This is a genomic window from Peribacillus sp. P4_D6 (genome assembly GCF_056401795.1).
The window spans coordinates 1-14,017 of the sequence record NZ_JBFUIQ010000101.1; the positions used below are offsets into that span (position 1 = coordinate 1).

The following is a 14,017-nucleotide window of genomic DNA, read 5'->3' on the forward strand; positions in this document are numbered from 1 at the left end:
TCCATATGGCGCGGGATGTAGGCCGGGTCACCAGATAATAGATAACCGACAATCTGGTTTATCGGGTTATAACCTTTTTCCTGAAGTGCAACATACACTTGAGACAATACTTCTTGTACATCTCTTTCGAATGGTTCTTCGGGAAAATTAAATTTCATCGTTTTATCAAAGGAACTCATTAACATGCACCTCTCCTCAGCGTCCAAATCCACTATTACCTACATTGTACAACACTTTCCATTGATTATGAAATCGATAAGACCCATTCTTCAACAAAATTAAGTGCTGCATCCAATTTTTCAGGGTCTTTTCCGCCGGCTTGGGCCATATCTGGACGTCCGCCACCGCCACCGCCGCAACGGGAAGCAACTTCTTTCACCAATTTACCAGCATGGAAACCGCGGTCGATGTAATCCTTGGTCACCCCGGCTATCAAATTGACTTTATCACCTTGGGCCGAGCCTAATACGATAATGACAGAATCGAGCTTTTGTTTCAAATCATCCGCCATGGCACGCAGATTATTCATGTCGGTAGCTTGAACCTTCGCCACCAATACTTGAACACCATTTACGTCTTTTACGTTAGAAACAAGGCTGCTTGCTTCAATATTACTTAATTTTGCAGTAAGGCTTTCATTCTCACGATGAAGATCCTTCACTTCAGCCAGTACCGTTTCAATTCTTGAAGGTACGTCTTTCAAGTTCGTTTTCAATTTAGCAGCCGCGTCCTTCAAGACACCGATTTGATCGGTCATCAATTTGTACGCCCCGGCACCCGTTACCGCTTCTATACGGCGAGTTCCTGCACCGATGCCGCTTTCGGAAACGATTTTGAACAAGCCGATCACCGCTGTATTCGGAACGTGGACACCGCCGCAAAGTTCCAAGCTGTAATCGCCTATTTGAACGACACGTACAATCTTGCCGTATTTTTCGCCGAACAAGGCCATTGCGCCCATAGCCTTGGCTTCTTCGATGTTTTTATAATCCGTATTCACTTGTAAGCTTTGCCAAATCTTTTCATTTACAATCGTTTCGATTTGTTCAATCTCTTCCGCCGTTATCTGGCCAAAATGAGAGAAATCGAAGCGAAGGCGCTCAGCCTGTACGAGTGAACCCGCTTGGTTGACATGTGTACCAAGCACATCTTTCAACGCCTGATGGAGAAGATGCGTCGCTGTATGGTTTTTCGTGATATGGATGCGATTTTCTTGATTTACCGCAGCAACGATATGGGAATCTGCTGTTAATGTGCCGGCAGTAACTGCTACACGGTGCAGATTTTGGCCATTAGGAGCTTTTTGGACATCAAGGACATCGACCTTCACCGATTCACTTGCCATCGTTCCTATATCGGCTATTTGTCCGCCGCTTTCCGCGTAGAAAGGAGTCTTGTCCAATATCACTTGAACTTCTTCTCCTTCTTGTGCCTCCGTTACAAGCTCGCCATTTTGTATGATGGCGGCAACTTTGGCTTCGACAGCAACTTGATCATATCCGACAAATTCACTTTCAACTTTAATATCGCCCAATACCCCGCCTTGGATTTGCATGGAATCAACATCTTGACGCGCTGAACGGGCACGTTCACGCTGTGCATCCATCTCTTTTTCAAATCCAGCTTGATCGACCGCCATGCCTTCTTCTTCTGCATACTCTTCCGTTAACTCAATCGGGAAACCATATGTGTCATATAAACGGAATGCATCGCTGCCCGGAATGGTCGTATTGCCTTTTTCCTTTTCCTTTTTAATGACCTCAGAAAGGATGGACAGTCCATCATTCAGGGTTTCATGGAAGCGTTCCTCTTCATTTTTGATTACTTTTGCAATGAATTCTTTATTCTTGAGGACTTCAGGATAGAAGTCTTTCATGATTTCACCGACGACCGTCACAAGCTCGAACATGAATGGTCGGTTGATGTTGATTTGCTTAGCATATCGAACCGCTCTGCGAAGTAAACGGCGCAATACATAACCGCGGCCTTCGTTGGATGGAAGAGCCCCGTCACCAACTGCAAAGGCTACCGTACGAATATGGTCGGCAATGACTTTGAATGCCACATCTTTTTCTGAATCAACACCATACTTCACATCGGATATCTCTTCGACTGCGCGGATGATTGGCATGAATAAATCTGTATCATAGTTCGTCGCCACATCTTGAACGACGGAAGCCATACGTTCAAGGCCCATCCCTGTATCGATATTTTTCTTTGGAAGCGGTGTGTAAGAACCGTCCGGATTATGGTTGAATTGAGAAAATACAAGATTCCATACTTCCAGATGTCGTTCATTTTCCCCGCCTGGATATAGTTCCGGATCATTCGGATCATCGCCATATGCTGGTCCGCGATCATAGAAAATCTCCGTATTCGGACCGCTTGGACCTTCCCCGATATCCCAGAAGTTTTCTTCCAGGCGAATGATCCTTTCAGCAGGAACACCGATTTTCTTATTCCAAAGTTCAAATGCTTCATCATCTTCAGGATGGATCGTCACAGCCAATTTATCTTTATCGAACCCAATCCATTTTTCATCGGTCAAAAATTCCCATGCCCATGTAATGGCTTCTTCTTTGAAATATTCACCAATGGAGAAGTTTCCGAGCATTTCGAAAAACGTATGATGACGTGCCGTTTTTCCCACGTTTTCAATATCGTTTGTACGGATCGCCTTTTGAGCATTCGTAATCCTTGGATTTTCAGGAATCACCCGTCCATCAAAATATTTCTTTAACGTCGCCACCCCGGAATTGATCCAAAGCAATGATGGATCTTCATGAGGAACCAATGACGCACTTGGTTCGATGTTATGTCCTTTTTCACTAAAAAAGTCTAAATACATTTGGCGGATTTGAGCACCAGTTAAATACTTCATATATATATCCTCCTTTTAAAAATTATGTAATTTTGAGCACACAAAAAACCCCCATCCCAAAACAGGGACGAGAGTTGACTCGCGGTACCACCCTGATTATGGACGCAGGAATTGATCCCAGGCCCATCACCTTCATAAAAGCCTTAACGCGGCGTGACGGCAGGTATTAGCTGCTCTCAGGACTAGCTTTCTGCTGCTCTTCACCTGGCAGTCCCTTTCAGCCTGGGGGACCCCTCTCTTTAGATGGACTTCAGCATACTTCATCCTTCAACGAATTATCTTATGTTATGGATTATATTCACAAGACTTTTATTTGTCAATAAGGGGCGGCTTCTTTCTAAAGTGAACGCGGGCATGAAGTACAAAAACTTTCAACACAGCCAAGATTGGAATCGAAAGGACCATGCCGACGATACCGCCTATTTCGCCTCCGGCCAATAATGCAAGCATGATGAACAGCGGGTGCATATGAAGGCTTTTACCGACTATTAGCGGAGACAGGATATTTCCTTCAAGAAATTGAAGGACAAGCACGATGACCGCGATGATCAACACCATTTTCACTGACATTGTCGCGGCGATGACCACAGCAGGAATGGCCCCAATAATCGGTCCGAAATACGGAATGACATTCGTTATTCCGATTATCGCCCCCAAAAGAAGCGGATATTTCATTCCGGCTATCCAGAAGAGCAGCGAGGAAATCAAGCCGATCACGACACAGACGATGATTTGTCCGCGGATATAGCCGCCAAGCGATGCATCGACATCACGAACGAATGCCCGTCCCTGATTGCGCCATTTTTTCGGGGTCATATACCATGCCATTTTTTTTAAAACGGTGAAATCTTTGAGGATATAAAAAGCAATGAATGGAATCAACGCAATCAGGACGATGAAATCAATCATCTTCATTGCATACTCCATCGCCTTTTCCGGTATACGCTTCAGCCAGCCTTCAAAAAGGGTGACACCCTCTTCGAATCTTTCATGAATTCCGAACGGCCAGGCCGCCGTTTGATGATTGAGCTTATCAATCCTGCCCCGGTACTGTTCAACCAGTTCCGGCACGCTTTCCGACAGCTCGCGAACCTGGCTGACCATCACTGGAATCCCTTTATAAACGGCAAAACCGATCCCCCCGAAAAACAACAAATAGATGATCGTAATCGAAAGCCAGCGACGCATCCCTTTCTCATTTAAATATTCCACTACAGGGTGCAGCAAGTAACTGATGAACGCACCGACCAAAAAGGGCAGCAGCACCGTCACACATACAGTAACGGCAGGTCCCCACATGGGCTTAAGTTTCATAAAAATATAGATGACGAAAAATAAGAGCAATAAAAAACCCAGGCGATAAAACCACTTTAGCCGAATACTCACAATAAACACCCCCCGCTCATTTATTCTTCGAAAGGCGGAAGGTTTTCATACATAAAAAAGAGTGCCCTCATTATCAGGACACCCATTCCTGCTATAATAATGACTTTAATCTTTTGCGTATTTTCTTCATGTTCCGTTTGATCATCTTCGAGTTCATCAAGTCCGAACCCATATTCATTAGAGTATTGCGTGAACGTCTAGCCATTGCAAACACCTCTTCCGTTATTTACATACCGAAGCGGCGGTCATTTTCCTCAAACAAATCGTCCAATGAGCTTAAACTTCCATCTTCCTCGACTTGGTGCGTATTGATGAGCCCTTCGGACAGAGTCATTTCAATAAAGCAATTCCAACAATAATATTGATTTACGCCAATCTTCCCAACATCTTTACTGCGGCAATTCGGACATTTAATTTCCAAAATGGACACCTCACTGTTCATAAACTGAAACAATGATGGTATCCTTCCCTAATGCAGGCGGCTGTTTTGATTCTATCACTGTCGACTCCGAGAAAAACCCATCCGTTGTTTCATACGCTATAATCGTGCCCATTTCTTCCTTGAAATATACATCCTGCAGTAAACCAAGTTCTTCGCCCATTTCTGAAAACAGCATGCGTCCCAATACTTCGTCCTTCGATAGGCAAATGGAATCCGCAGGCACTTTCCTTAAGGTTGAATCTTGGTGGCTGATGACGATCCCATCTGGACCGAATGAAGAAATATCGTCAAGTTTCAAATGAAAAGCTCTTTTGAACAATGCTTGCTGATGAACGACCAAGCCCGTTACCTGTCCCATTTCAGAAATTGATAAATCGTGGACCGTGCCGATTCTTTCTCCTTTGATTGTGAAAACCGGCATTCCTTTCAATAAAGAGAACGTCCGCAAGGTCATCCCGCCTTTCCGAACATTTTTATTATCTCTTTACTACTGAAAATAGATGTGCTGAAAGGTTTTCCATTGTTGGTCCAACACAGGGGCCATACATAAAAAAAAGACCGGTTTCCCGGTCAGATCCACTGCTTTACCAGCCCCTGCTGGCACCTCCGCCACCGGAGCTTCCTCCGCCGCCGCCCCGTGGACCGCCGCTTCCGCCTCCACGGCCGCCGCCGCCGCGACTTATGAATATCAAAAGGATATTGATTAGCGTTTGAAGGAAAAACCCTTTAAAGAACTTGGCATCGAGGATGAATACGATGATGACGACGATGATAATGAGGAAAATCTGTAAACCTGATGGCTGAAAGGTTTCTGACTCGGGCTGAACGGAGAGATCTTGATAAAACTCGTCACCTAGGTTGTATTCTTTCGTGACGTCATTATATACAGCCTTATAGGTCTCCGTCAGGGCAACATCATATTTACCCTCTTTCAGCGCGGGGATAGCCACACCATCCAATATCTGTCCAGATTTTATATCGGTGATGGCCCCTTCCAAACCATACCCCACTTCAATACGGATTTTCTGTTCTTCAATGGCCAGCACGATGAGGACTCCATTGTTCAGCTCGGCATCACCAAGCTTGAATGATCTTAATGCCTCGACCGAGTACTCCTCGATCTCGGATCCTTCCATCGAATCAACCGTCAAAACGGAAATTTGTGCTTTTGTGGCATCATCCAATCGTTTCCCAAGTTCGATGAGTTCCGATTTTTCCTGATCATCCAGGACTCCGGCGAAGTCCTGAACATATATATCCCCCACTGGTTCAGGAATGTTAGGTTGTGCTGCGGCCACGTTTGCTAAACTGAACGTGAGAATGAAGAATAGCGCAAACACAGCGAGTTTTTTCATTATTTATCGCTCCCGAAATCAACCTTTGGCGTTTCTTTTTCTTGATCGGTCACTTCAAAATATGGCTTGGCATCGAACCCGAACGCTCCTGCCATCATATTCTTCGGAAAGCGTTTAATCATCTTATTATAGTTGGTAACTTCATCATTATAGTCTTTTCGTGCTACCGTCAGCCGATTTTCCGTGCCTTCCAAACTATCCATGAGGCCCTTAAAGTTCTCATTGGCCTTTAAGTCCGGATAGTTCTCGACAACAACCAAAAGACGGCTCAAGGCCCCGCTCAATTCTTGATCGGCATCAATCGCATCTTCGGTCGAATTGGCACCAGCCAGCTTCGAGCGTGCATCACTCACCGCTTTAATGGCTTCCGTTTCATGCGAGGCATAACCCTTCACCGTTTCAACAAGATTCGGAATCAAATCCGCTCTCCGTTTTAATTGGTTATCCACCTGTGACCATTTATTATCGACATCTTCACTGGCACTAACAAGTCCGTTGTACGAAGATGCGCCATAAATGACCAATAGAACGACAACGACTATCCCGATTATCCAACCTTTTTTCATCAAATCCCCCCTGCTTACATATAAGTTATATCCTTATTAGTTCCACCAAAACCATGAATTTTAAACAAAATCAATCAAAAAGAACCTACATAAAATCATATGGCGTGACATTCTCCATCCCGATCATCGGGTCAGCATGCATTAGAATATCAAGATAACTTGCCTCTTGATGCACCTCTCCCTTTTCAACCGGCATCTCTTCTTCACTCAAGATCTCCCGCAGCTTTTCACGCAAAGTCGTTTTCCGGCGCATCTCATCATTACGCTCGATCCCTAAACGGAATGCATCTTCTTCACCACATAGGATCAAGAAATTTTTACTGCGGGTAATCGCCGTATACAATAAATTACGGCGGAGCATCCGGTAATAACTTTTCACTACAGGTAAAATGACGATAGGGAATTCGCTTCCCTGCGACTTATGGATGGAGCAGCAATAGGCATGTGTGATCTGGTTCAAATCCTGCTTTGTATAAGTCACTTCGATGCCTTCGAACGATATGATCACTTTATCGACAGAATCGGTATTTTCTTTAGCGAACAATATGGACACGATTTCCCCCATATCGCCATTAAAAACACCCTCTTCCGGCTGGTTCACCAGTTGAAGCACCTTATCTCCGGTTCTATATATCACATCGCCGAATTTTATTTCCCGCCGCTTTTCATTCGCATTGCTATTGAACACTTCCTGAAGCATTTTATTCAGTGCATCAATTCCGGCAGGCCCTCTATACATGGGAGCCAGCACCTGTATATCTTTGGCCGTGAAGCCTTTCGTCCTGGCATTGGCAACCACTTTCTCGATCACTTGGGGGATTTGATTCGTTTGGCAGCGAATGAACGATCGATCTTCCTGCTGTTTCGTAACATCTTCCGGAAGCCTTCCTTTTTTGATTTCATGGGCCAATTCAATGATCGATGACCCATCAGCTTGACGATATATATGTTCGAGACTGACAGTCGGTACACAATTTGATGCAAGCAAATCCTTTAAAACCTGCCCAGGTCCAACAGATGGCAGCTGATCTTCATCACCAACCAATATCACTTGGACATTTTCCGGCAGAGCTTTAAACAATTGATGGGCCAGCCACGTATCCACCATCGAAACCTCATCGATGATCACGATACGGCCATCCAGCTGATTATCCTCATCATGGGAAAAGCCTTCACTCCCGTTCCACCCAAGCAAACGGTGAATCGTGACTGCGGGGAGCCCCGTCGACTCGGCCATGCGTTTCGCGGCACGGCCAGTAGGAGCCGCAAGTACGAATGGAAAGGGATCGCTTCCTTCTTTTTTATAATCGTTAATGTCCATGGATACACCATGCAGCTCTGCATATAGCTCAACGATGCCTTTGATGACTGTCGTCTTACCGGTACCAGGTCCCCCAGTCAAGATTAACATCGGCGATTGCAGGGCTGTCTGGATCGCTTCCTTTTGGGCCGGGGCATAGGAAACATCCAGCCGCTCTTCCAGCTCCCCAAGTGCCAGCAAGAACTCCGATTCGGGGAACTGGTCCTCATACTCGGTTTGAGCAAGCAGCCGCTTGATGTTCATCACGATTCCCTTTTCCGAATAGAATAGCGAAGGCGGATAAATTCGTTGATCCTCGACAACGATTTTCCCCTCTTGCGTCAATTCGATTATTTCCGAGGAAATGTTGGTGAACTCAATGCGATCCCGTTTATTTTCCTCCAGCAGCCGTTTGACCGCTTCCAAGAGCTGCTCGGCTTCTATGTATATATTTCCGTCCTGGAGGCATTGGGATTCAAGCGTATACAAGCACGCAGCCTTGATTCGGTCGGGGTGGCTGCCGGAAATGCCCAGCTGATGCCCAAGCTCATCCGCCCGTCCAAACCCAATCCCTTCAATATCCTCTACGAGCTTATACGGATTACCCTGAACCATCGTGATCGTATCCTGCTTATACATTTGATAGATTTTCATCGACAGCTGCGGACCGAAGCCATATTGATTCAAGGCGATCATCACCTGCTCCAGACCTTGATGCTCGACTAATGTATCATAGAGGCCTTTTGCCTTTTCCCCTGATAGCTTCGGGATATCATCAAGCAGCGAAGGCTGAGCCAGAATTTTTGAAATGGCCTTATCACCCAGTGTCTCAACAATGCTTTCGGCTGTTTTTTTCCCAATGCCCTTGAAAAGGTCACCTGATAAATAACTGACGATGCCTTCCTTGGATTGAGGCAGATCCTTGCGAAAATGCTCTACATGGAATTGAAGGCCAAAACGCGGATGTTCCTTCATGGCCCCATAAAAAATATAGATCTCATCCTCATGCATCCTTGGAAAATAACCTGTTACGACCGCTTCCTTCTCTTCATAATCCAGATTCGTTTCATGCACACGAATTCTCACAACCGAGTACATATTTTCTTCATTATGAAAGATCGTCACTAAATGACTGCCTTTCATGAACTTTTTCTCTTCTGAAAACAAATCCAACGAATCTTGCTGGCTCAACGCTTCTCCCCACCTTTCCATGCATATGCTTTTTATTTACTCAGCATTCATTTCTTCCATCAGTTTCTTACCGTGCGCAGCAAGCATATGGTCAGGCTGTGCTTCCAAAGCCTTATCAAAATAAACCATCGCGGCTTTCGCATCCTCACGATACCCTGCAAACGCAACACCTAAATTATAATAAGCATCCGCATGGCCCGGATCCTGTTCCACAACTTTATTCAGTTGATTGATCAATTCATCATACAATTCCGCATTTGCAAGACATAACGCATATTGGAATCTTGCATCAACATCCTCAGGGCTCAGCTCCACCGTTCTCTGCAGATAAGGCATCGCCAATTTCGGTTGATCCAATGCCATCAATGTCAATCCAAGCATGAAGTAAGCATCGCTGTTATCCAAGCCTAGACGGATGGCCTTTTCAAACATATCCTTCGCTTCGACCAGTTTAGAATCGGATTCATAATATAAGTTTCCTAATGAATAGTACGCCGCTGCTGCATTTTCATCCAGCTCGATCGCCTTTTTGTAAAACTTGACCGCTTTATCCGTTTCACCCACGGCAGTCAATACATTCCCAAAGTTTATGTAAGCAACAGGCTCATTCGGGTTTTCCTCGATCGCCTCATTAAAAACTTTCGCCGCTTCTTCGTATTTCCCTTGCTGCATAAATTCAATACCTTGTTGATTCTTATCCATATCCATTCACACTCCATTTTTATATTAAAAAGTATAGCATAAGCCAGTGGTCGAATTCAGGCGGTCACCCGCAATCCAAAAGAAGTCCCCAACCGCAAACACAGCTGGGGACATGATTATTTTACCCTACGTAAGTCAGTTTTTCACCTTTTTTAAATACTTCATCAATCGTACCGCCGCCAAGGCACACTTCACCATCATAGAAGACGACTGCTTGTCCAGGTGTGATCGCGCGGACTGGCTCGTCAAAGATGACTTCGACATCACCATTGTCCAAGACCTTCACCTTAACACCGCTATCGTCCTGACGGTACCTGAATTTTGCCGTGCATGTGAATTCATCGGCAGGCGCATGTTCCGCTACCCAGCTGACATTGACTGCACGAAGGGAATTGGAATAAAGCACATCATTATCAAAGCCTTGACACACATACAATACATTGCGCTTCAAGTCTTTTCCCGCAACAAACCAAGGATCGCCGCTGCCGCCAATTCCCAGACCGTGACGCTGACCGATCGTGTAATACATCAATCCGTCATGTTTGCCCATTACCTTGCCATCCATCGTGACCATATCACCCGGCTGAGCTGGGAGGTAATTGCTTAAAAACTCTTTGAAATTGCGTTCACCGATAAAACAGATTCCTGTAGAATCTTTTTTCGTTGCCGTGGCAAGACCCGCTTCTTTCGCAATTTCACGGACTTCCTTCTTATCAATATGTCCAAGCGGAAACATGACTTTTTCCAACTGTTCTTGAGTAAGCTGGTTCAAGAAGTACGTTTGATCTTTATTATTATCGATACCGCGCAGCATTTTGTATTCGCCATCCCGGTATTCAACCTGTGCGTAATGACCTGTAGCCACATAGTCGGCACCAAGGCTTACCGCATGTTCAAGAAAAGCCTTGAACTTGATTTCCTTATTGCACATTACATCCGGATTCGGGGTACGGCCCGCTTTATACTCATCCAGGAAATAAGTGAAAACTTTATCCCAATACTGCTTCTCGAAATTGACCGCATAATAAGGGATGCCGATTTGATTACAAACGGCAATTACATCATTGTAATCTTCGGTTGCCGTACAGACTCCGTTTTCATCTGTATCATCCCAGTTCTTCATGAAAATCCCGACCACATCATAGCCTTGATTCTTCAATAGCAGGGCTGACACAGAAGAATCCACGCCTCCTGACATACCCACGACGACGCGGGTGTCCTGTGGTGCTTTTCTCATTCTGTCACCTCATTTATTTAAAGTAAGAATTATCTTCTCACTAATCTATTAACGATTTTAACGGTGGTTTCTGCCGCCTGCCTTACTTCCTCTTCCGTGTTGTTCAGACCGAAGCTGAAACGGATCGAATTCTTCGTCCGCTCCGAATCTTTCCCGAACATCGCCACAAGCACATGCGACGGATCGATTGACCCGGCAGTACAAGCGGATCCGCTCGATACAGCAACACCTGCCAAGTCCATATTTACGAGCATCGATTCCACATTCGTACCCGGAAAACTAACATTCAGCAAATGCGGCAGCGACTGTTCCATGGATCCGTTAATTTCATATTGTACATCCGCCTCATCAAAGACGGCAAGCAATACGTCTTTGAAGCGCTTGTATTGCTCCTTTTTCTTTTCCATCGTGCTCTGTGCAATTGAAACAGCTTCTGAAAAACCGGCAATTGCCGGCACACTCTCCGTACCAGCACGGCGCTTGCGTTCTTGTTCCCCGCCATATAAATGCGGATTCAGCTTCAACCCTTCACGAATGTAAAGAAAGCCGATTCCCTTGGGACCGTTGATTTTATGCGCGGATACACTCAGTAAATCCACACCCAGCTCACGAACATCGATAGAGATCAAACCATATGCCTGAACCGCATCCGTATGGAAAATGGCTTGGTGACCTTTGAGCACCTGCCCTATTTCAGCAATCGGCTGGATCGTACCCACCTCATTATTGCCGAACATGACCGAAACCAAAATCGTGTCGTCCCTCAATGCCGCCTTTAAATCGGCAATTGAAATAAGCCCCGCCTCATTCACAGGTAAATATGTGACCTCAAAGCCAGACTTCTCAAGGTATTGGCAAGTATGCAAGACCGCATGGTGCTCAATCTCCGTCGTAATGATGTGCTTCCCTTGTTCTTTATAAGCATTCGCAACACCAATGATCGCCGTATTATCAGCCTCGGTTCCGCCGCTCGTGAAAATGATTTCATTCCGCCCAGCACCGATGCTCGCTGCAACACTCGAACGCGCCTCATCCAAAACATGCCGCGCCTCCCGTCCGAAAGCATGAATGCTCGACGGATTTCCGAAATCATTGCTCATGACCCTCATCATCACATCGATCACATTCGGATGCATCGGTGAAGTCGCAGCATGATCTAAATATATTCTGTCCACTTTTTTGTCGCCTCCATTAAAAAACGCAAGCGCCTACATAATAGGCGCATTGCTGATCAATTAAATATAGTACATATAAGAATCGATTTCACCCGTATCCTTGTAGCTCGCCAAATCCATAAGCGTCGTATTATCCAATACATCCTTCACGGCATCGCGAATCCTGATCCAAAGCTGACGCTTCACCGGCTCTTCATCCTCGATTCCCTCAACAGGCGTAATCGGCCCTTCCAATACACGAATGACATCACCCGAAGTAATCTCCTGAGGATCTTTGGACAGGACATACCCGCCATATGCACCGCGGACACTCTTCACCAATCCCGCATTGCGAAGCGGCGCAATCAACTGCTCCAAATAATGCTCCGACAAATTATGCGTCTGGGCAATCGATTTCAAACTCTTCGGGCCTTCTCCATAATGTTTAGCAAGCTCGATCATGATCGTCAAACCATAACGGCCTTTAGTAGATATCTTCATACATATACACCTCAAATTATTTATCCGTTTCTAAATTCTTTTGAAATTATAGCATATTCCCGCCGGAAATGCATTCACCCGCCCTTCCTTTGTCAAATTATCCTAATTGGAGAGGTAGGTTAAGTGGAATTAAAGAATGTAATGTAAACCATTCGAGGGGCATGATCGAATTATTCGAGACTGCCATAATAGGAAATCACCCTCTTTTTATAGCATAATCAGCGCATTTCCCCCATCAGTTGTGATACCTTATATAAAAAGGAGAGGTGCGCAATGAATATTAAACCGCTTGCTTTCCGGATGCGGCCTCGATCGATTGATGAGATCATCGGGCAGGAGCATCTGGTCGGTGAAGGAAAAATTATCGCAAGGATGGTCAAAGCCAAGCAGCTTTCTTCCATGATCCTGTATGGTCCCCCGGGAATTGGCAAGACATCGATCGCAAGTGCGATTGCCGGAAGCACGAAGTTTGCGTTCCGGACGCTGAACGCAGTGACCAATAATAAAAAGGATATGGAAATCGTGGCAGCCGAAGCTAAAATGTCCGGTAAAGTGATTTTGCTGCTTGATGAGGTTCATCGGCTCGATAAGGCGAAGCAGGATTTCCTATTGCCTTATCTTGAAAACGGAATGATCACCCTGATCGGTGCAACGACCAGCAATCCCTATCACGCCATCAATCCGGCCATCAGAAGCCGGTGCCAGATTTTCGAGCTCAAATCATTGGTAACCGATGATATAACCAAAGCACTGGAACGGGCACTTCATGATGAAGAGCGGGGACTTGGTGCATATGAAACCGAGGTCAGCCTTGATGCCCTTACCCATTTCGCAACTGCTTCGAACGGAGATGTCCGCAGTGCCCTAAACGCACTTGAGCTCGCCGTCATTTCCACCGAACCCGATGAGTCCGGAACCATTCATATAGATCTGCAAATTGCCGAGGAATGCATGCAGAAAAAAAGCTTCTCGCATGACAAGGATGGAGATGCCCATTATGATGTCCTGTCCGCTTTCCAAAAATCAATTCGCGGCAGTGATGTGAATGCCGCCCTTCATTATTTGGGTCGCTTAGTCGAAGCCGGCGATCTTGTAAGCATCGCCCGCCGCTTGGTAGTCATCGCTTACGAAGACATAGCTCTTGCCAATCCCCAGGCTGGCCCCAGGGCCCTCGCTGCAGTCGAAGCCGCTGAACGACTCGGTTTTCCTGAAGCCCGGATTCCACTTGCCAACTCAGTGATCGAATTATGCCTATCACCTAAATCGAACACGGCCATTGTCGCAATCGATGCAGCTCTATCA

Annotated in this window: 13 protein-coding genes; 1 reads left to right on the top strand and 12 read right to left on the bottom strand. The window is 45.7% G+C overall.

The features are described from left to right. The 12 genes from AC1DVB_RS20830 to cymR all read right to left on the bottom strand — a co-directional run. Positions 1 to 158 (bottom strand): IreB family regulatory phosphoprotein (locus AC1DVB_RS20830; RefSeq protein ID WP_477590757.1); only part of this gene is annotated, 158 nt, incomplete at its 3' end. An 86-nt stretch (positions 159 to 244) separates the two neighbouring features. Then, a complete protein-coding gene (alaS, locus tag AC1DVB_RS20835; protein WP_268565104.1) occupies positions 245 to 2,881 on the bottom strand; it encodes an alanine--tRNA ligase in 2,637 nt (878 codons plus the stop codon). Between the two features lie 309 nt (positions 2,882 to 3,190). Beyond that, positions 3,191 to 4,267 carry an AI-2E family transporter gene (locus tag AC1DVB_RS20840; RefSeq protein ID WP_095678537.1) on the bottom strand — a complete coding sequence of 359 codons (1,077 nt, stop codon included), beginning with the start codon at positions 4,265 to 4,267 and terminating at the stop codon, positions 3,191 to 3,193. A gap of 226 nt (positions 4,268 to 4,493) precedes the next feature. Beyond that, a complete protein-coding gene (locus tag AC1DVB_RS20845; RefSeq protein WP_034311361.1) occupies positions 4,494 to 4,709 on the bottom strand; it encodes a hypothetical protein in 216 nt (71 codons plus the stop codon). Then, complete coding sequence (locus AC1DVB_RS20850) at positions 4,699 to 5,163, bottom strand: PRC-barrel domain-containing protein (protein WP_477590750.1); 465 nt, start codon at positions 5,161 to 5,163, stop codon at positions 4,699 to 4,701. The genes AC1DVB_RS20845 and AC1DVB_RS20850 overlap by 11 nt, the downstream gene beginning before the upstream one ends. A 130-nt stretch (positions 5,164 to 5,293) precedes the next feature. Beyond that, positions 5,294 to 6,064: a TPM domain-containing protein gene (locus tag AC1DVB_RS20855; protein WP_239858505.1), complete on the bottom strand. Its 771-nt coding sequence runs from the start codon at positions 6,062 to 6,064 to the stop codon at positions 5,294 to 5,296. Continuing rightward, entirely contained in the window at positions 6,064 to 6,633 is a 570-nt protein-coding gene (locus AC1DVB_RS20860; protein ID WP_373567490.1) for a LemA family protein, read from the bottom strand. The genes AC1DVB_RS20855 and AC1DVB_RS20860 overlap by 1 nt, the downstream gene beginning before the upstream one ends. An 82-nt stretch (positions 6,634 to 6,715) precedes the next feature. Next, the gene (recD2, locus tag AC1DVB_RS20865) at positions 6,716 to 9,121 is read right to left on the bottom strand and encodes an SF1B family DNA helicase RecD2 (protein WP_477590752.1); all 2,406 of its coding nucleotides are present in this window, start codon (positions 9,119 to 9,121) and stop codon (positions 6,716 to 6,718) included. Positions 9,122 to 9,157: 36 nt separating this feature from the next. After that, on the bottom strand, positions 9,158 to 9,823 hold the full coding sequence (locus AC1DVB_RS20870; RefSeq protein ID WP_063577666.1) for a tetratricopeptide repeat protein: 666 nt from the start codon (positions 9,821 to 9,823) through the stop codon (positions 9,158 to 9,160). A gap of 121 nt (positions 9,824 to 9,944) precedes the next feature. Continuing rightward, the gene (gene mnmA, locus AC1DVB_RS20875) at positions 9,945 to 11,060 is read right to left on the bottom strand and encodes a tRNA 2-thiouridine(34) synthase MnmA (protein WP_063575623.1); all 1,116 of its coding nucleotides are present in this window, start codon (positions 11,058 to 11,060) and stop codon (positions 9,945 to 9,947) included. Positions 11,061 to 11,089: 29 nt separating this feature from the next. Further along, a complete protein-coding gene (locus tag AC1DVB_RS20880; RefSeq protein ID WP_098865071.1) occupies positions 11,090 to 12,235 on the bottom strand; it encodes a cysteine desulfurase family protein in 1,146 nt (381 codons plus the stop codon). A 60-nt stretch (positions 12,236 to 12,295) separates the two neighbouring features. Further along, a complete protein-coding gene (gene cymR, locus AC1DVB_RS20885) occupies positions 12,296 to 12,715 on the bottom strand; it encodes a cysteine metabolism transcriptional regulator CymR (RefSeq protein ID WP_034308657.1) in 420 nt (139 codons plus the stop codon). Positions 12,716 to 12,988: 273 nt separating this feature from the next. Between cymR and AC1DVB_RS20890 the strand changes: the two genes are divergently transcribed. After that, positions 12,989 to 14,017 (top strand): replication-associated recombination protein A (locus AC1DVB_RS20890; protein ID WP_477590755.1); only part of this gene is annotated, 1,029 nt, incomplete at its 3' end.

Excerpts from the sequence above, each read along its gene's own strand:
- AC1DVB_RS20870 (WP_063577666.1), bottom strand. The coding sequence starts at position 9,823 with ATGGATAAGAATCAACAAGGTATTGAATTTATGCAGCAAGGGAAATAC.
- cymR (WP_034308657.1), bottom strand. The coding sequence starts at position 12,715 with ATGAAGATATCTACTAAAGGCCGTTATGGTTTGACGATCATGATCGAG.
- AC1DVB_RS20850 (WP_477590750.1), bottom strand. The coding sequence starts at position 5,163 with ATGACCTTGCGGACGTTCTCTTTATTGAAAGGAATGCCGGTTTTCACA.
- AC1DVB_RS20855 (WP_239858505.1), bottom strand. The coding sequence starts at position 6,064 with ATGAAAAAACTCGCTGTGTTTGCGCTATTCTTCATTCTCACGTTCAGT.
- alaS (WP_268565104.1), bottom strand. The coding sequence starts at position 2,881 with ATGAAGTATTTAACTGGTGCTCAAATCCGCCAAATGTATTTAGACTTT.
- mnmA (WP_063575623.1), bottom strand. The coding sequence starts at position 11,060 with ATGAGAAAAGCACCACAGGACACCCGCGTCGTCGTGGGTATGTCAGGA.
- AC1DVB_RS20845 (WP_034311361.1), bottom strand. The coding sequence starts at position 4,709 with ATGAACAGTGAGGTGTCCATTTTGGAAATTAAATGTCCGAATTGCCGC.